Below are 16,019 nucleotides of genomic sequence, written 5' to 3'. Positions count from 1 at the left end.
CCCCTCGTCGCGCCCGCTCCCTCCCGCCCGTCGGTCGCGTCTGTCCGGCACCGCGCCCCCTGCCCCACCCCGTCTCTTCCGCCCGTTCCGTTCCGTCCCGTCCCAGGAGGACCGATGCCGTCCCGCTCCGCCCGCACCACCGGGATCGTCCTCGCCGCCCTCGGACTCGTCGCCGTCGTCCTCGCGATCGTTCTGCTCGTCCGGCCCGCCGGCGGCGAAGCGCCCGGCGCAGCCACGGCGTCCGCGGGCCCGTCCTCGGCGCCGTCCGGGACCGCTCCGGCGCCGTCCGCCGCTCCCGGCTCCCCGGAGGCCGCCGACGGCGCCGCCGCCCCCGCACCGACGGCCTCCGCCGCTCCGTCCGACACCGAGCCGGGCACCGGATCCGACGCTCCTCCCGTGATCGTCTCCTTCGCCTCCACCCCCGCCTCCGTCGACTGCGAGGGCGACCGCACCGCATCCGTCCCGCTCGCCCTGTCGTGGGAGACGAGCGGAGGCGCCACCGCCCGCCTGGCCGTCGGCACCACCGACGCGAGCGCGGGCGAGCTCGTCGACCTCGCGGCGTCCGGCTCCGCCGTCGTCTCCGCCGACTGCCGCGACTCCGAGACCCTGATCACCCTCGCCGTCCTCGCCCCCGACGGCACCACCGCTCAGCGCACCCTCGTCGTCCCCGCCTCCTGAACCGCTCCGCCCGCGCGGAGGCGGTCACGGAGGCGTCGAGCGGCCCCGGCACGGCAGAATGGGACACGATGACCTCCACACCCCCTCCGCTCGGCCTGCTCCTCGACGTCGACGGGCCCATCGCGAGCCCCGTCACGCGCACGATCTCGATCCCCGAGATCGCCGACGACCTCGTCACCTTGGCCAACGCCGGCATCCCGATCGTGTTCAACACGGGCCGCTCCGACGCGTTCCTGCGCGAGCGGGTCCTGCCCGCGCTCCTCGAGCGCGGCGTCTCGGCCGAGGCCCGCATCGTGTGCGTCTGCGAGAAGGGCGCCGTCTGGTTCACCGTCGACTACCGCGGCACCTCGGAGCCGATCGTCGACGAGTCGCTCGCGATCCCCGAGCCGGTGGCCCGCGACCTCGAGCGGATGATCCGCTCCGACTACGACGACCTGGTCTTCTTCGACGAGACCAAGCGCGCCATGGTCTCGGCCGAGCAGCTGGTCGACCTGCCGAGCGAGGACTACCTCGAGCGCCAGCTCGTCTTCGACGCCGACGCGCTGCAGATCATGACCGCCGCGGGCCTCGGAGTCGAGCGCCGCGGCATCCGGTACCCGAACGAGGAGGGAACGGTCGACTTCCGCATCGACCCGACCGTCATCTCGACCGACATCGAGTCGAACCGGCTCGGCAAGGACCTCGGCGCCCAGCGCGCCGTGGAGATGCTCGGAGCGACCGGCGCGATCCCGCAGCGCTGGCGCACGGTCGGCGACTCCCGGAGCGACTACGCGATGGCCGACTGGCTGTTCGAGCACGCCTACGACGTCGCCCACGTCGACGTGCGGCCCGCGGAGGGCGTGCCCGAGAAGCCCTACCCGGTCCTCGTCGTCGACGGAGCCGTGAACGATGCGGCCGGCGCCGCCGTGCTCCGCCGCTGGACCGAGCTCGTCGCCGACGAGACGACGCCCGAGGTCGGCGGCACGATCTCGCTCCACTCGCGCGGCTGATCCGCCACCCCTCGCCGCCCCCGCCGCGGGCCCGTTAGCGTTCGAGCATGAGAATCGCAGTCACCGGTGGATCCGGCAAGCTCGGCCGCCACGTCGTCACCCGCCTCCGCGCCTCCGGGCACGAGGTCTTCAACCTGGACCGTGCGGGGGACCGCGGCGCGGGCTTCGTCCGCATCGACATCGCCGACTACGGCCAGGTCGTGGACGCGCTGCAGTCGGTGAACGACCAGTACGAGGGCATCGACGCGCTCGTGCACCTCGCCGCGATCCCCGCGCCGGGCCTCGTGCCCGACGTCGCCACGTTCCACAACAACATGGTCGCGACGTTCAACGCGTTCCACGGAGCGATCCGTGCCGGCATCCGCAACGTCGTCTACGCCTCCAGCGAGACCGTGCTGGGCCTGCCCTTCGACGTCCCGCCGCCCTACATCCCGGTCGACGAGCAGTACCCGGCGCGCCCGGAGTCGGTCTACTCGCTCACCAAGCACCTCGAGGAGCAGATGGCGATCGAGCTGTGCCGCTGGCACCCGGACCTGAAGATCACGGGCCTGCGCTTCTCGAACGTCATGGACGAGGCCGACTACGCCGAGTTCCCGTCGTTCGACTCCGACGCGCTGCTGCGCAAGTGGAACCTCTGGGGCTACATCGACGGACGCGACGGAGCGCAGGCGGTCGAGAAGGCGCTGCTCGCCGAGACGACCGGGTTCGACCGCTTCATCATCGCCGCGGCCGACACCGTGATGACGCGCCCCAACGCCGAGCTGGTGGCCGAGGTGTTCCCCGGCGTCGAGCTGCGCGGCGACCTCGGGACGACCGGCACCCTGCTCTCGATCGACCACGCCCGCGAGGTCCTCGGCTACGCCCCCGAGCACTCCTGGCGCGACTCGCAGCAGGGCTGATCCGCGGGCCCGGCGCATCGGGATCCGCGCTGTTCGTCGGTGGTGGACCTCGATGCGCGGGCTGCGCCCGCTCCTCGATCAGCAGGGGTGCGGCAGGCCCGTGACCGTGCTGGTCGAGGAGCGGCAGAGCGGCGTATGGGGATCCGCCCCGTCCGTGCGCGGCTCGGCCCGCCGCCCCACGCACGAGCGCGCCCGGTCCGCAGGACGACTGCAGGCCGGGCGCGCTCCGTGGAGCCGAGGATCAGCTCGGGATGTAGTTGAAGGTGTCGGGGTCGGGGCCGGTGCGGTGGCCGCGGTCGAGCGCCGTGATGTCGGTCATCGCCTCGTCGTTGAGCTCGAAGTCGAAGAGGGCGAAGTTCTCCTCCACGCGCTTGCGGGTGACCGACTTCGGGAAGACGATGTCGCCACGCTGGATGTGCCAGCGGAGCACGACCTGCGCCGGGCTGCGGTCGACGTTGCGCGCGATGCGGGTGATGGTGTCGTCGTCGAGGACGAGGCCCTGCGCGATCGGCGACCAGGCCTCGGTCGCGATACCGTGCTCGGTGCCGTAGGCGCGGAGCTCCTGCTGCACGAGGTAGGGGTGCACCTCGATCTGGTTGACGGCCGGGACGATGGTCGCCTCGGCGCGGAGCCGGTTGAGGTGGTTGGTCTGGAAGTTGGAGACGCCGATCGCCTTCGCCTTGCCGCTGCGGTAGATCTCCTCCATCGCCTTCCACGTCTCCAGGTAGTCGCCCACGTTCGGAAGCGGCCAGTGGATGAGGAACAGGTCGACGTAGTCGAACTTCAGCTCGCCGAGGGTGACGTCGATCGCGGCGAGAGCGTCCTCGCGGGCGTGGAAGCCGTTGTTGAGCTTGCTGGTCACGAAGACCTCGGAGCGGTCGAGGCCGGAGGCGCGTACGGCCTCGCCGACGCCCGCCTCGTTGCCGTACATCTCGGCGGTGTCGATGTGGCGGTAGCCGACCTCGAGGGCCGCCAGGGTCGCGTCCTTGGTCTCGGCCGGGTCGATCTGGAACACGCCGAAGCCCAGCTGCGGGATCTCCACGCCGTTGTTCAGGGTGATCGTGGGGACCGTTGCGATGTCGTCGCTCATGAGCGAGTACGTCCTTTCGTCGGGGCGAGGGCGCAGTGGAGCCGCGCCGTCGTGCCTCCAGTCCATCGCCTGCGGCTCCCAGCATCAACCCCTTGCGCGCTCGGCGGACATCCAGCTTCCCCGCGGAGGAGGAGTCGGATCCCCCGAGCAGAGGTGCGCCCGCCCGGGAACGCCGAAGGCCCCCGGCACGGATGCCGGGGGCCTTCGAGGAGCGCGACTTACGCGCGGGACTTGCGGCCGACGATCGCGCCGTAGATGAGGAGGACGACGATCGCACCGACGACGGAGACGATGATGCTCACGATGTTGATGCCGTTGACGGCGTCCTGGATGCCGAACAGCGTGCTGAGGAAGCCGCCGAGCAGCGCGCCCACGATGCCGAGGACGATCGTGATGATCCATCCGCCGCCCTGCTTGCCCGGGAGGATGAGCTTGGCGAGCGCCCCGGCGATGAGGCCGAGGATGATCCAGCTGATGATGCCCATGATGTTTCTCCTTCAGTTCGTGCTCGATCGGCCGTTCCGATGCGAGCGGAGACACCGGCGGGCCGGTGTCCTGTGAGTCGTGGAAGCGGAGGTCAGCGGAGGCGGCGCTGCACCTTGTCGCGGGCCTTGCTCGCGATGGCGCTGAGCTGCTTGGCCTCGCGCTTGGAGGTCTTCTTGAGCTTCTTGCGGGTCTTCTTCGTGGCCGGGTCGTTCCACACGCCGAGTGCGAGGTGGCGCAGCTCTTCGTAGCGGCCACGGCCGGCGCGGGAGCCGAACACGTAGGCGGTGAAGGCGACCAGTGCCAGCAGGACGAGGCGGGGATTCATGCGGTGACCCTTCCATCGGAGAGCACCGGGTCGTGCTCGACACCCATTTGACTCTCCTGCGCAATCCGTGACAAACCACGGCCCGACCATTGACAGGGACCCCTCGCATCGTGTTCCGCGTGCGCGTGTACCCGATTCAGCCGCAGGCCGGAGACGTCTCGGACGGGAAGCGAGCGTGGAGGTAGTGGCCGTAGCCGCCCTCGACCCGGTTGTCGCGGCGGCCGGAGGTGACCACCTCGCCGCGGTCCGTCGCTCCGACCCGGGCGCCGCTCGCGCGCAGCCGCTCGATGAGCAGGACGTCCTCGTGCAGCGGCTCCCGGCCGAAGCCGCCCGCGGCGAGGTACGCGCTCGCGCGGACGCCGAGGTTCGCGCCGTGGATGCTGCCGATCGACTCCTCCCGCGCGCGGACGTCGCGCCAGCGCGAGTAGGCGCCGGGGGAGAGGTCGGCCGGGTCGGGCCGGACCGTGCCGAGCAGCGCGTCGTGCCGTCGGGCGTGCTCGACGTGGGCGGCCAGCCAGTCGCGGGGCACCACGGTGTCGGCGTCGGTGTTGGCGATCCACACCTGCTCGAGCGGAGCGGTGACGGAGGAGAGGGCGTGCGCGATCCCGGCGGAGCGGGCGGCGCCGACTCCGCAGCGGGCGAGCTCCAGCACTTCGGCTCCGGCGGCAAGTGCCCGCTCGACGGTCGCGTCGGAGCAGCCGTCCGCGGCGACCACGAGGCGCATCCCGATGCCGGGCGCCCGGTGGGCGAGGTGGGTCGCACTGGCCTGGACGGAAGCGATCAGGCCGCCGATCCGCTCCTCCTCGTCGCGCGCGGGCACGACGACCAGCACCTGCGCGAGCCGGCTCACACCAGCCCCGTCCGGCGGGCGACCGAGCGGGAGTCGCGGGCGTGGACCTCGAGCAGGACGTCCTCCTCCTCGTGGCGGGCGAGGCGGTGCAGGCCCAGCTCCGCCACGGCGGACTGCACGGCGTCGCCGTCCAGAGCGAGCCCCTCGATCGGATGCCGCCAGTGCACGGTGACGAGCTCCCCCGCGGGGGCGAGGGCGTCGCGGATGCCGCGCAGCACGCCGGGGAGGGCGTCGCCGAGGTAGTAGCCGACCTCCGAGAGCACGACCAGGTCGAACGGGCCCTCCGGCACGCCGCGGGTGATGTCGTGGTGCTCGACCCGCACGTGCTCGAGCGGAGCGAGGCGGCGGGCGGCGCGCTCGACGGCGGCGCTCGACACGTCGATCGCCAGCAGGCGGTCGGCCCGGTCGGCCAGCGCCTCGGCCAGCACGCCGATCGAGGCGCCGATCTCCAGCACCGAGCCGTAGCGCTGCTCCGGCAGGCTCGCGAGGGTCAGGGCGCGCTTGCGCTGCTCGTACCAGCGGCTCGTGTACCCCCACGGGTCCTCGTGGCGGGCGTACAGCTCGTCGAAGTAGCTCATGCGATCCTCACCAGCCGGTCGTCCCCGGTGAAGGTGCGCAGGAAGAGCGGATGGAGCACCGGACCGGTCCCGTCGGGCCCGGGGCGGGTCTGGCTGGGGTAGCGGGAGCGGGCGCGGCGGGTGCGCTCGAGCAGCTCGTCGTCGAGCGGCAGGCGCACGAGGTCGCCCCACGGCACCTCGGGGTCCTCCGGGGCCGCCCAGTGCCACAGCCAGATCGGCGCGGCGAGGAGCGGCTGCCCGAGCTCGCGAGCGACCTCCGCGCAGATCTCGCCGACCACGCGGTGGTCCCGGTGCCCGTCCCCGGTCCAGGTGGAGAGGAGGAGGACGGTCCCGGGGGCGCCGGCCGCCCGCTCGCGCACCTCGCGTGCGATGCGCTCGTGGTGCTCCGGGGTCGCCGAGTCCGGCACGTCGAGGAAGGCGAGCCCGATGCCGGGGCCGAGCTCCGCCAGTGCGTCCGAGGCCTCCCGCCGGCGCTCGGCAGCGAGGTCCGCGTCCCGCTCCCCGTGCGCCGCGGCTCCGTCGGTCACGACGACGACGTCGACCGCGATCCCGCGCCGACGCGCGAGCGCGATGGTGCCGCCGCAGCCGAGGGTCTCGTCGTCGGCGTGCGCCACGACCACCAGGACGTGCCGGATCCCGTCGGGCAGGGTCAGCTCCGGGAGGCGGTCGCGGCGGCCGTCCGCGGTCCAGCGCTCGAGAGGAGTGCCTTCGAGGCGCCCGTCGAAGGGCCGGCTCACCAGGAGGCCGCCTCGCCCGAGGCGAGCACGGCGCGGCCGAGAGCGGCGTCGTCGCGCTCGGCGTGGTGCTGGCGGACGTAGAGCGCGAGGTCGGCGACGCGCTTGGCGTGCTCGGCGTCGAGGGCGAGCGGAGCCGGGCCGAGCGCGCGGCCGGCGCGGAGCAGGATCTCCTCGACCGCTCCGGCGACGCTCGCCCGCACGCGCTTGGCGAGCAGTGAGCCGCGGGGGCCGTCGGCCTCGCCCGCGTCGACCGCCGCGGCGGCCTCGTCCAGCGCCCGGCGCGACGCGGAGAGCGACGTGTCGATCGCTCCGAGGTGGGCCAGGAGGTGCGGGTCCTCGCGTCGGGCTGCCGCCGCCGCGACGGCCGCCGCGACTCCGAGGGCTCCGCCGTGCCAGCAGGCGGCGACACCGATGCCGCCCCAGGCGAAGCCGGGCCGAGAGAGGTACCAGCCAGCGTCGCCCACGGGGACGGCGCGGGTGCCGGAGAAGCGGACCGGTCCGCTGGGCACCTCCGTCAGGCCGCGTGCGTGCCAGGCGTCCTGCGCCGGCGTCGCCGACCCGTCGCGCAGCGCCACGGCGAAGAGGCGGCGCTCGCCGGAGGCGTCCCCGACGTGGGCGGTGACAAGGGCGGCGTCGAGGCGGTCGGCCAGCGAGCACCAGGGCTTCACTCCGTCGAGCAGCCAGTCGCCGTCGCTCTCGCGGGCGACCAGAGGATCCCCGCCGCCCTCGGCCGCGAAGACCCCCCAGGCGGCGTCGGCGGCGACTCCGAGTCCGGACGGGTCGAGCTCCGCCTCGCCGAGGATCGCGAGAGCGTCGAGATGCGGCTCCACCGCACGCGCGACGCCGAGGTCGTGCCGAGCCAGGCGCTCGAGGAGACCGTGCAGCTCGGCGGTGCGACCGGTGCCGGGCCGGGGCGCGTCGGCGCTCAGACCGCGCGCGAAGCCCAGCGCGCCGTCGACGTCGTGGGGGAGGAGAGAGGAGGAGTGCTGGTCCATCGCCTCCGAAACTACGCAGTCGAGCGGGCGGCGTCCGGCGATTGTCCCCGAACGGACGGGGTGCTAGGCGTCAGATGTCGAGGTCGTTGATCCTGTGCAGGAGAGAGGCGAAGAGCTCGACGTCGGCGAGCGCCCAGCTGCGCAGCTCCTCGTGCATCAGCGCCTGGTTCGAGCTGCGGATCTCGCGCAGCCGCGCGGCGGTCGCCGGAGTCACCGAGAGGATCGTGGCGCGGCCGTCCTGCGGATCGGGGGTGCGCTCGAGGAAGCCGAGGCGGTCGAGCGCCGTGATCTGGCGGCTGAGCGCCGACTTGTCCATCTCGAGGAGCTCGGCCAGCACGCCCGAGTGCACGGGTCCGCGGCGCTCGAGCGCCGAGATCGTCTTGTAGCCCAGCGGCGTCAGCTCCGGGTGGAGCCGCTCGGCGTAGGAGCGCATCGCCGCCCGCACGCGGTTGAAGAGGGTGCTGAGCTCGCCCTCCACCGAGGCGATCGCGGAGTCGACGTCGCGGGCGGAGTCGGGGGTCGGGCCGGTCATGCCTCCAGCATCCCGCGCGCGGGCCCTCCTCCTCGACTTGCGCCCGCGCGCCGCGATGACGTACGCTTCCCGAAGCCAAAGACCGCCGGTTTCCGGTGTGCGCACGAGCAGGGCCCCGGCCCCGCGGATCGCCACCGGACGAAGGATTCGCGAAGCGAATTGCCCGCGCAGGTGCACGAGTTCAGTTCCGCCTCACCGCGATCCCGAAGCTCCGCGCCCCTGTGCCGGAGCTTTTTTCTTTGCCTGCCTTCGGGCTACCGGCACGAGAATTCACAGGAGTAGCCATGGCGAACAAGGAAGCCTCGGTTGCCGAACTCACGGAGAAGTTCCAGAGCTCGACGGCCGTTCTGCTGACCGAGTACCGCGGTCTCACTGTTGCTCAGCTCAAGACGCTGCGCAAGGACATCAGTGAGCACGCAACCTACGCCGTGGTGAAGAACACGCTGACCAAGATCGCGGCGAACAACGCCGGTATCTCGTCCTTCGACGACGAGCTCGCTGGCCCCTCGGCCATCGCGTTCGTGCACGGCGACCCTGTCGCCGTCGCGAAGTCGCTGCGTGCCTTCGCCAAGGCAAACCCTCTCCTCGTGGTCAAGGGCGGTTACTTCGACGGTAACCCGCTGACCGCAGAAGAGGTGGGCAAGCTCGCCGACCTCGAGTCCCGCGAAGTTCTGCTCGGCAAGCTCGCCGGCGCCTTCAAGGCCTCGCTGTTCGGCGCCGCATATCTGTTCAACGCTCCGCTCTCGAAGGCCGTTCGCACGGTCGAGGCGCTGCGCGAGAAGCAGGAGTCCGCGAGCTGACGTCTTCCCCTTCCGGGAAGCAGTGCGCGCGCGGTTCGTAGACAAAGAAAAACAAGGAGAAAAATCATGGCAAAGCTCACGCAGGACGAGCTCATCGAGGCCTTCAAGGAGCTCACGCTCATCGAGCTCTCGGAGTTCGTCAAGAAGTTCGAAGAGGTCTTCGAGGTCACCGCTGCGGCGCCCGTCGCCGCCGCCGGTGTGGCCGGCCCGGCCGCCCCCGCCGAAGAGGTCGAGGAGCAGACCGAGTTCGACGTCGTGCTCGAGGCCGCCGGCGAGAAGAAGATCCAGGTCATCAAGGAGGTGCGCGCCCTCACCAGCCTCGGCCTCGGTGAGGCGAAGGCGCTCGTCGACGGTGCCCCCAAGGCGGTCCTCGAGGCCGTCAACAAGGAGACCGCCGAGAAGGCCAAGGCTCAGCTCGAGGGCGCCGGCGCGACCGTCACCGTCAAGTAATCCCCCTCACCCGTCGCGGGTGCCGGCTCCGGCCGGTCGCTCGTCAGGGTGACGCAGGCACGCCTGCAGACGCAGGGCGTCGTCTCCTCGGAGGCGGCGCCCTTCGTCGTTCCCGCCCGACGGAGGCGCGCGCCCCTAGGATCGGAGCGTGACTGCTCACGATCTGCTCGCCGGGCTCCCCGCCCGCGACGTCCCGCCCAGCGAGGTCTCGCTCAGCGAGCTCCTGAGCGACTTCGTCTCGGTGACGCACCGGATCACCCGCCTCGCCGCCCAGGCGACCGGCAACCAGGAGTCGCAGGCCGTCTGGCGCACGCTCTCGGTGCTCCTCTCGATGGGCCCGATGCGCCTGGGGGAGCTCGCCTCCCAGAGCCGCGTCTCGCAGCCCACGATGACCAAGATCGTGAAGAACCTCGTCGAGACCGGCTGGCTCGACCGCATCGCCGATCCCCTCGACGCGCGCGCGTGGCAGATCCGTCTGGCTCCCGCCGGCGCGGACGCGCTGAACGCCTGGCGGACCGACCTCGGCGACGCGCTGACGCCGATCTTCGCCGATCTCACCCCCGAGGACCGCCGCGTCCTCGAGCGCGCCGTCGAGATCATGCACGAGCGCCTCGTCGTCGGCCCGCGCGACTGACTCCCTCCCGCACGGTTCCGCCGCGCGGCACACTGGTCGCGTGCAGATGCGACTCGAGCTCGTCCCCCTCCCCGTCGGCGACGTCGACCGCGCGGTCGCGTTCTACACGGAGGTGATGGGCTTCCACCTCGACCACGACGTGCGGCCCTCTGCGGCGATGCGCGTGGTCCAGCTCACGCCGCCCGGCTCGGCCTGCTCGATCGTGGTCGGCAGCGGGATGGGCCCCGGCCCGGAGGAGGGCGTCGTCCGCTCCCTCCACCTCGTCGTCGACGACATCGCCGCCGCTCGCGCGGAGCTCGTCGGCCGCTCGCTCGAGATCAGCGAGGTCCAGGACCTGGGCGGCGTGCAGTACGCGTACTTCGCCGATCCGGACGGCAACACCTGGGCGCTCCAGGAGATCGGGAGCAGGACGCCCCCGGAGTGAGTCAGTCCTCGGGCCAGCGGACCCTGGCGTCGACGTCGGGGTGCTTGCGTAGCCAGGCCGTCACGAAGGGGCAGCGCGGGACGACCGTGCCGCCCGCCTCCGTGATCGCGGTGACCGCGGCCCGCGCGAGGATGCTCCCGAGGCCGTGGCCCTCCCACGCGTCGTCGACGACGGTGTGGGTGAGCGTCACCTCGTCGCCCTGGCGGGTGTAGGCGGCGAAGCCGGCCGGAGTGCCGCCTACCTCGATCACGAAGCGGGACCGCTCGGGGACGTCGCGGACAGTGGGGGTGTCGGAGTCGCTCATGCTCCGATTCTCGCCCCCCGCGGCGCCGAGGTGCTGGTGCGGATCACCAGCGAAGCGGGGATCAGCGTGTGGCGGGCCGGGGGAGGGGGCTCGCCGCGACCGAGGGCGGCCAGCGCGTCCAGCACCAGCGCGACCGCGAGCTCGCCCTGCTGGCGCGGGTCCTGGCGGATCGAGCTGAGACCGAAGAGCTCGGCGAGGGGGTGGTCGTCGATCCCGATGACGGAGACGTCCTCGGGCACCGAGAGGCCGAGCTCGCGCGCCGCGAGGATGATCCCGATCGCGATCTCGTCGGAGGCGGCGAAGATCGCCGTCGGCCGGGTCCGCGGGTCGCCGAGGACCTGCCGTCCGGCGCTGTGCCCGCCGGGGATGTCGAAGGTGGTGGGCACGATGTCCTGCGCGCCCGGCTCGAGGCCGGCGGCCGCGAGCGCCTGGCGGAAGCCGTCGCGGCGCTGCGTATGGACGTGGAAGTCCATCTCCTCCTCCGCGAGCCCGCCGATGTGGACGACCCGCTCGTGGCCGAGGGAGAGCAGGTGCTCCGTGGCGAGGCGGGAGGCGGCGACGTCGTCGATGCTGAAGGTGGGAATGCCGGGGAGCTCGCCGCCGATGCCGACGATGGGCTTGCCCAGGGCGAGGAGCGCCTCCGTCTCGTGCGGCGAGATCTCGAGCGTGACGGCGACGATCGCGTCGACGCGCTTGCGGACGAGGTAGTACTCGAACACGCTCCGGCGGGCGTCGAGGTGCTTGTCGATGTTGTAGAGGAGCAGGTCGTAGCCGGCGGCGAGCAGGGCGCGCTCGATGCCCTCGATGATCCCGGCGAAGAACCACTGGTTGATGATCGGGATGATCACGGCGATGTTGTTGCTGCGGCCGGTGACGAGGCTGGAGGCGTTGGCGGAGACGACGTAGCCCAGGCTCGTCGCGGCGCGCTCGACGCGCTGCTTCGTCCCCGCGGAGACGTAGCCCCGGCCGCTGAGCGCGCGCGAGACCGTCGCCTTCGACACTCCTGCGAGCTCGGCCACCTCTTCGATGCCTGGCACGGCGTTCCTCCCGACCGTCCGGCCTCGATGCTGGAAACGGTTCCAGGAAGTTATACCCCGCCCGGCGGCCGGGCGTCGCGCCGAGATCGATCTCCGCCCGGCCCCGGCCCCGGGATCGCTGTTCTGACGCTGAATCGTTATCTCAGAGAGCGCTCTATTACCGGCGTTGTGCTTTCATCGTTCTTGTGGAAAGGTTTCCCTCCGTGGGAGCCCACCCACACGAATCCGGTGATCCGCTCGGAGTTCCTCCTGGCATCGCCATCACCAGCATCCGAGTCGTCGCGGCACACGCTTCGAGCCGCCACAGCCTCCCGATCCCGATCGGCGAGGAGCGGCCTGCTCGGCTGGTTCCACCACTCAATGAGGAGGAAGAATGCGGTCATCCCTGCACCGCCGTATCACCGTCCCGGTCGCCGTTCTGGCAGCGGCCGGCATCGCACTCGCGGGCTGCTCCAGCAGCAGTGACCCCAACGACCCGAACGCCGGCGGCGGCAGCTCGGCCGGCACGGTCGGCACCGCCGACGGCGTCGTCAACGTCTACGGCACCATCAACGGCGACGAGGCCACCCTTCTCGAGCAGTCCTGGGCGGACTGGGAGAAGGAGAGCGGCATCGAGATCAAGTACACGGGCGACAAGGAGTTCGAGAAGCAGATCGGCATCAAGGTTCAGGGTGGCGACACCCCCGACCTCGCGATCTTCCCGCAGCCGGGTCTGCTCGCCGACACCGTCGCCTCCGGCAAGGTGCAGGAGCTCCCCGAGGGCGCCCTCGCCAACGTCAAGCAGAACTGGTCCGAGGACTGGCAGAAGTACGGCCAGGTCGACGGCACCCAGTACGGCGCGCCGCTGATGGCGTCCGTCAAGGGCTACATCTGGTACTCCCCGGCCAAGTTCAAGGAGTGGGGCGTCTCCGTTCCCACGACGTGGGACGAGATGGAGGCGCTCGGCAAGACGATCGCCGAGAAGACCGGCGGACCGTCCTGGTGCGCGGGCTTCAACTCCGGTGAGGCCTCCGGCTGGCCCGGAACCGACTGGATCGAGGACGCCGTCCTCCGCGAGGCCGGCCCCGACGTCTACGACTCCTGGGTCGCGGGCGACACCCCCTTCACCGACCCGGCCATCAAGTCCGCGTTCGACTCCGTCGGATCGATCCTCCTCGACCCGACCCTCGTCAACGCCGGCTACGGCGATGTGAAGTCGATCAACTCCACCGCCTTCGGCGACGTCGCCCAGAACATGGCGAACGGCACCTGCGCGCTGACCCACCAGGCCTCGTTCTTCGAGGGCTTCCTGACCTCGGCCGGCGCCAACGTGGCCGAGGACGGCGACGTGTGGGCCTTCCTCACCCCGCCGGTCAAGGCCGACGACGCCCAGGCCGTCACCGGTGGTGGCGAGATGGTCGCCGCGTTCTCGAACGACGAGGACACCGCGAAGGTCCAGGAGTACCTGGCCAGCGCCGACTGGGCCAACAGCCGCGTCTCCCTCGGCGGCGTCATCTCCGCGAACACCGGTCTCGACCCGGCCAACGCGGGCAGCGACGTCCTGAAGGACTCCATCGCGATCCTCCAGAACCCGGACACCACGTTCCGCTTCGACGCGTCCGACCTCATGCCGAAGGCAGTGGGCTCGGACAGCTTCTTCAAGGGCATGGTCGACTGGATCGACGGCACGAGCACCGACCAGGCGCTCGAGGAGATCCAGGCCGGCTACACCTCCTAGCAGCGGAGCAGAGCCGCCGCTCCCGAGTGGCGGCTCAGCTGTGACGGCCCGGCCCCCGGATCCACGGATCCCGGGGCCGGGCCCCTCCTGAGTCCAGAGTCGCACTCGAAAGGGCGTCCATGTCCCCCATCACCATCTCGGGGTTCTTCCAATGGCTGGCGGGAATCCCGCCGCTCGCGCAGATCCCGCTCATCCTCCTGGCCTTCGCGGCCGTGGTGGCGCTCATCCTCTTCTTCGTCGAGATCGCGCCCCGCCGCGGCACCGGCTACACGGTCCTCCGGCTCGCGGTCACGGTCGTCCTGCCGGTCGTCCTCCTGCTGGTCTTCGGCCTCTACAACTCCGTCCTCTGGGTCGCGGTGGTCGCCGCCGTCATCGGCGGCGCGCTGTTCCTGCTCGACTTCCGGTCCCGCAAAGGCGCGGGCTACGGACTCCAGCTCATCGCGTTCATGGCACCGGCCGCCTTCTTCATCCTCATCGGCCTGATCTACCCGACGATCACGACGGCCATCAACGCGTTCATGAAGAACGACGGCTCCGGATTCGCCGGCATCGACAACTTCGTCTGGGTCTTCACCAGCCCCGACGGCATCACCGCCTTCCTCAACACGGTGGTCTGGGTGCTCCTGGCCCCCATCACGGCGACCGCGATCGGTCTCGCCTACGCGGTGTTCATCGACAAGAGCCGCGGCGAGAAGTTCTTCAAGCTGCTGGTCTTCATGCCGATGGCGATCTCGTTCGTCGGCGCGTCGATCATCTTCAAGTTCTTCTACGACGTGCGCCAGGGCGAGCAGATCGGCCTCCTCAACGGCATACTCACCGCCTTCGGCGCCCCGCCGGTCGACTGGCTGGGACTCGAGCCGTGGAACACCCTGTTCCTCGTCGTCGTCCTCATCTGGACCCAGGCCGGATTCGCCATGACGGTGCTCTCCGCCGCCATCAAGGGCGTCCCCTCCGAGCAGCTCGAAGCGGCCTCGCTCGACGGCACCAGCGCGTGGCAGTCCTTCTGGAACGTCACCGTCCCCGGCATCCGCTCCTCGATCGTGGTCGTCCTCACGACGATCTCGATCGCGTCGCTGAAGGTCTTCGACATCGTCTCGGCGATGACCGGCGGCCGCTCCGACACCACGGTCCTCGCGTTCGAGATGGTCCGCCAGTTCCAGCTCGGCGCCCGCAGCGGCTACAGCGCGGCCCTCGCGGTCATCCTGTTCCTGCTCGTGCTCCCGATCGTCGTCTACAACGCCCGCCAGCTCGCCAAGCAGAGGGAGATCCGATGAGCGTCACGCCCACTCCGATCCAGGTTCCGGTCGACCGCAGCACCGAGCGCGCGCTCGCCCGCGGCGAGTCCAGGATCGAGGCGGCCAGCGGCAAGGTGAAGAAGGCGACGACGTCGCGCGGCGCCACCCTCGCCGCGCTGATCATCGCCGTCATCTGGACCGTCCCCACCCTCGGTCTGTTCATCTCGTCGTTCCGCCCCGCGAACGACATCAAGACGACCGGCTGGTGGACGATCTTCGCCAACCCCGGCTTCACCCTCGACAACTACGCGAACGCGCTCAACTCCGGCGACAGCCTGACCCTGGGCAAGGCGTTCGTGAACTCGCTGGTCATCACGCTGCCGGCGGCGCTGATCCCGATCACGATCGCCAGCCTCGCCGCCTACGCATTCGCCTGGATCGACTTCAAGGGCCGCAACACGCTCTTCGTCCTCGTGTTCTCGCTCCAGATCGTCCCCATCCAGATGGCGCTCGTGCCGCTGCTGCAGCTGTTCTCGGACGGCCTGCGCATCGGAGGGCTCTACATCCTCCCCGGCCTCGGGGTGAACGGGTTGGACGGCTCCTACGCGAAGGTGTGGATCGCGCACACGATCTTCGCGCTCCCGCTCGCGATCTTCATGCTCCACAACTTCATCTCCGAGATCCCCGGCGAGGTCATCGAAGCGGCACGAGTGGACGGCGCCGGACACGGCCAGATCTTCTTCCGCATCGTCCTCCCGCTCTCGGTCCCCGCCATCGCCTCCTTCGGCATCTTCCAGTTCCTCTGGGTCTGGAACGACCTGCTGGTCGCGACGGTCTTCACCTCCGGACAGGGGCTGCCGATCACGAAGGCGCTGCAGGACCTCACCGGCTCCTACGGTCAGTCGTGGGAGCTGCTCACGGCCGGCGCGTTCATCTCGATCATCGTGCCGCTCATCGTGTTCTTCTCCCTCCAGAGGTTCTTCGTCCGCGGCCTCCTCGCCGGCGCCACCAAGGGCTGACGACCCGCGGGGGTGCCGTGGGCGGCGTTGTCGTCGTCGGCGGTAGCTCCGCTACAGCTCTCCTCCTCCGCCTTGCCCACGACACCCCCGCGGGCCGTCAGCACTGCTCGTCGGGGGAAAGAGGGGGGCACGAACGAAGGCCCGGGTCCTGCTGTGCAGGACCCGGGCCTTCGTCGTGCGGTGGCGCCGGCGAGGAGGCCGCGGACGAAGAACCTCTGGAGGGAGAAGAACACGATGAGC

At 71.0% G+C, this 16,019-nt stretch carries 20 protein-coding genes; 10 read left to right on the top strand and 10 right to left on the bottom strand.

The features are described from left to right. Positions 1 to 114 precede the first annotated feature (114 nt). The 3 genes from C5C59_RS16490 to C5C59_RS16480 all read left to right on the top strand — a co-directional run bounded on the left by C5C59_RS16490 (position 115) and on the right by C5C59_RS16480 (position 2,566). Positions 115 to 678, top strand: a complete 564-nt coding sequence (locus tag C5C59_RS16490; protein WP_104239426.1) for a hypothetical protein — start codon at positions 115 to 117, stop codon at positions 676 to 678. 68 nt (positions 679 to 746) lie between these two features. Further along, positions 747 to 1,667, top strand: a complete 921-nt coding sequence (locus C5C59_RS16485) for a hypothetical protein (protein WP_104239427.1) — start codon at positions 747 to 749, stop codon at positions 1,665 to 1,667. Between the two features lie 47 nt (positions 1,668 to 1,714). Continuing rightward, entirely contained in the window at positions 1,715 to 2,566 is an 852-nt protein-coding gene (locus C5C59_RS16480; RefSeq protein WP_104239428.1) for an NAD(P)-dependent oxidoreductase, read from the top strand. A gap of 241 nt (positions 2,567 to 2,807) precedes the next feature. Here the strand turns inward: C5C59_RS16480 and C5C59_RS16475 are convergent, their stop codons facing one another. The 8 genes from C5C59_RS16475 to C5C59_RS16440 form a co-directional block, all read right to left on the bottom strand. Beyond that, entirely contained in the window at positions 2,808 to 3,656 is an 849-nt protein-coding gene (locus C5C59_RS16475; protein ID WP_104239429.1) for an aldo/keto reductase, read from the bottom strand. Positions 3,657 to 3,874: 218 nt separating this feature from the next. After that, the gene (locus tag C5C59_RS16470) at positions 3,875 to 4,141 is read right to left on the bottom strand and encodes a GlsB/YeaQ/YmgE family stress response membrane protein (protein WP_104224330.1); all 267 of its coding nucleotides are present in this window, start codon (positions 4,139 to 4,141) and stop codon (positions 3,875 to 3,877) included. A gap of 92 nt (positions 4,142 to 4,233) precedes the next feature. After that, on the bottom strand, positions 4,234 to 4,467 hold the full coding sequence (locus C5C59_RS16465) for a hypothetical protein (RefSeq protein WP_104239430.1): 234 nt from the start codon (positions 4,465 to 4,467) through the stop codon (positions 4,234 to 4,236). A 136-nt stretch (positions 4,468 to 4,603) separates the two neighbouring features. Beyond that, a complete protein-coding gene (locus C5C59_RS16460; protein ID WP_104239431.1) occupies positions 4,604 to 5,317 on the bottom strand; it encodes a glycosyltransferase family 2 protein in 714 nt (237 codons plus the stop codon). Further along, complete coding sequence (locus tag C5C59_RS16455) at positions 5,314 to 5,895, bottom strand: class I SAM-dependent methyltransferase (RefSeq protein WP_104239432.1); 582 nt, start codon at positions 5,893 to 5,895, stop codon at positions 5,314 to 5,316. Before C5C59_RS16455 ends, C5C59_RS16460 begins: the two co-directional genes overlap by 4 nt. Further along, positions 5,892 to 6,632 (bottom strand): PIG-L deacetylase family protein, encoded by a 741-nt coding sequence (locus C5C59_RS16450; RefSeq protein ID WP_181134932.1) that lies wholly within the window; start codon positions 6,630 to 6,632, stop codon positions 5,892 to 5,894. Before C5C59_RS16450 ends, C5C59_RS16455 begins: the two co-directional genes overlap by 4 nt. After that, a complete protein-coding gene (locus C5C59_RS16445; RefSeq protein WP_104239433.1) occupies positions 6,629 to 7,627 on the bottom strand; it encodes an acyl-CoA/acyl-ACP dehydrogenase in 999 nt (332 codons plus the stop codon). Before C5C59_RS16445 ends, C5C59_RS16450 begins: the two co-directional genes overlap by 4 nt. A 70-nt stretch (positions 7,628 to 7,697) precedes the next feature. After that, a complete protein-coding gene (locus C5C59_RS16440) occupies positions 7,698 to 8,159 on the bottom strand; it encodes a MarR family winged helix-turn-helix transcriptional regulator (RefSeq protein WP_104224334.1) in 462 nt (153 codons plus the stop codon). A 284-nt stretch (positions 8,160 to 8,443) separates the two neighbouring features. Between C5C59_RS16440 and rplJ the strand changes: the two genes are divergently transcribed. The 4 genes from rplJ to C5C59_RS16420 all read left to right on the top strand — a co-directional run bounded on the left by rplJ (position 8,444) and on the right by C5C59_RS16420 (position 10,467). After that, positions 8,444 to 8,959, top strand: coding sequence for a 50S ribosomal protein L10 (rplJ, locus tag C5C59_RS16435; protein WP_055791018.1), 516 nt, complete (start codon positions 8,444 to 8,446; stop codon positions 8,957 to 8,959). Between the two features lie 66 nt (positions 8,960 to 9,025). Next, positions 9,026 to 9,409: a 50S ribosomal protein L7/L12 gene (gene rplL / locus C5C59_RS16430; protein WP_104224335.1), complete on the top strand. Its 384-nt coding sequence runs from the start codon at positions 9,026 to 9,028 to the stop codon at positions 9,407 to 9,409. A 148-nt stretch (positions 9,410 to 9,557) separates the two neighbouring features. After that, entirely contained in the window at positions 9,558 to 10,043 is a 486-nt protein-coding gene (locus C5C59_RS16425; RefSeq protein ID WP_244229591.1) for a MarR family winged helix-turn-helix transcriptional regulator, read from the top strand. Between the two features lie 40 nt (positions 10,044 to 10,083). Further along, complete coding sequence (locus tag C5C59_RS16420; RefSeq protein ID WP_181027271.1) at positions 10,084 to 10,467, top strand: VOC family protein; 384 nt, start codon at positions 10,084 to 10,086, stop codon at positions 10,465 to 10,467. Position 10,468: 1 nt separating this feature from the next. Here the strand turns inward: C5C59_RS16420 and C5C59_RS16415 are convergent, their stop codons facing one another. Continuing rightward, positions 10,469 to 10,771, bottom strand: a complete 303-nt coding sequence (locus tag C5C59_RS16415; protein ID WP_104239434.1) for a GNAT family N-acetyltransferase — start codon at positions 10,769 to 10,771, stop codon at positions 10,469 to 10,471. Next, positions 10,768 to 11,808 (bottom strand): LacI family DNA-binding transcriptional regulator, encoded by a 1,041-nt coding sequence (locus C5C59_RS16410; RefSeq protein ID WP_104224337.1) that lies wholly within the window; start codon positions 11,806 to 11,808, stop codon positions 10,768 to 10,770. The genes C5C59_RS16415 and C5C59_RS16410 overlap by 4 nt, the downstream gene beginning before the upstream one ends. Positions 11,809 to 12,181: 373 nt before the next feature. Here C5C59_RS16410 and C5C59_RS16405 point away from each other — a divergent pair, with 373 nt between their 5' ends. The 3 genes from C5C59_RS16405 to C5C59_RS16395 all read left to right on the top strand — a co-directional run bounded on the left by C5C59_RS16405 (position 12,182) and on the right by C5C59_RS16395 (position 15,779). Continuing rightward, positions 12,182 to 13,525 (top strand): ABC transporter substrate-binding protein, encoded by a 1,344-nt coding sequence (locus C5C59_RS16405; RefSeq protein WP_104227181.1) that lies wholly within the window; start codon positions 12,182 to 12,184, stop codon positions 13,523 to 13,525. Between the two features lie 119 nt (positions 13,526 to 13,644). Then, a complete protein-coding gene (locus tag C5C59_RS16400; protein ID WP_181027270.1) occupies positions 13,645 to 14,799 on the top strand; it encodes a carbohydrate ABC transporter permease in 1,155 nt (384 codons plus the stop codon). Next, the gene (locus tag C5C59_RS16395; protein WP_104224339.1) at positions 14,796 to 15,779 is read left to right on the top strand and encodes a carbohydrate ABC transporter permease; all 984 of its coding nucleotides are present in this window, start codon (positions 14,796 to 14,798) and stop codon (positions 15,777 to 15,779) included. Before C5C59_RS16400 ends, C5C59_RS16395 begins: the two co-directional genes overlap by 4 nt. The last annotated feature ends 240 nt before the right edge of the window (positions 15,780 to 16,019 follow it).

Origin of the sequence: Rathayibacter sp. AY1F4 (assembly GCF_002931775.1) — a bacterium.
Lineage (GTDB): Bacteria > Actinomycetota > Actinomycetes > Actinomycetales > Microbacteriaceae > Rathayibacter.
Note: the sequence above shows the minus strand (reverse complement) of the source record. Positions and strands in the feature narration are given on the sequence as shown.

Excerpts from the sequence above, each read along its gene's own strand:
- C5C59_RS16490 (WP_104239426.1), top strand. The coding sequence starts at position 115 with ATGCCGTCCCGCTCCGCCCGCACCACCGGGATCGTCCTCGCCGCCCTC.
- C5C59_RS16485 (WP_104239427.1), top strand. The coding sequence starts at position 747 with ATGACCTCCACACCCCCTCCGCTCGGCCTGCTCCTCGACGTCGACGGG.
- C5C59_RS16480 (WP_104239428.1), top strand. The coding sequence starts at position 1,715 with ATGAGAATCGCAGTCACCGGTGGATCCGGCAAGCTCGGCCGCCACGTC.
- C5C59_RS16475 (WP_104239429.1), bottom strand. The coding sequence starts at position 3,656 with ATGAGCGACGACATCGCAACGGTCCCCACGATCACCCTGAACAACGGC.
- C5C59_RS16470 (WP_104224330.1), bottom strand. The coding sequence starts at position 4,141 with ATGGGCATCATCAGCTGGATCATCCTCGGCCTCATCGCCGGGGCGCTC.
- C5C59_RS16465 (WP_104239430.1), bottom strand. The coding sequence starts at position 4,467 with ATGAATCCCCGCCTCGTCCTGCTGGCACTGGTCGCCTTCACCGCCTAC.
- C5C59_RS16455 (WP_104239432.1), bottom strand. The coding sequence starts at position 5,895 with ATGAGCTACTTCGACGAGCTGTACGCCCGCCACGAGGACCCGTGGGGG.
- C5C59_RS16445 (WP_104239433.1), bottom strand. The coding sequence starts at position 7,627 with ATGGACCAGCACTCCTCCTCTCTCCTCCCCCACGACGTCGACGGCGCG.
- C5C59_RS16440 (WP_104224334.1), bottom strand. The coding sequence starts at position 8,159 with ATGACCGGCCCGACCCCCGACTCCGCCCGCGACGTCGACTCCGCGATC.
- rplJ (WP_055791018.1), top strand. The coding sequence starts at position 8,444 with ATGGCGAACAAGGAAGCCTCGGTTGCCGAACTCACGGAGAAGTTCCAG.
- rplL (WP_104224335.1), top strand. The coding sequence starts at position 9,026 with ATGGCAAAGCTCACGCAGGACGAGCTCATCGAGGCCTTCAAGGAGCTC.
- C5C59_RS16415 (WP_104239434.1), bottom strand. The coding sequence starts at position 10,771 with ATGAGCGACTCCGACACCCCCACTGTCCGCGACGTCCCCGAGCGGTCC.
- C5C59_RS16405 (WP_104227181.1), top strand. The coding sequence starts at position 12,182 with ATGCGGTCATCCCTGCACCGCCGTATCACCGTCCCGGTCGCCGTTCTG.
- C5C59_RS16400 (WP_181027270.1), top strand. The coding sequence starts at position 13,645 with ATGTCCCCCATCACCATCTCGGGGTTCTTCCAATGGCTGGCGGGAATC.
- C5C59_RS16395 (WP_104224339.1), top strand. The coding sequence starts at position 14,796 with ATGAGCGTCACGCCCACTCCGATCCAGGTTCCGGTCGACCGCAGCACC.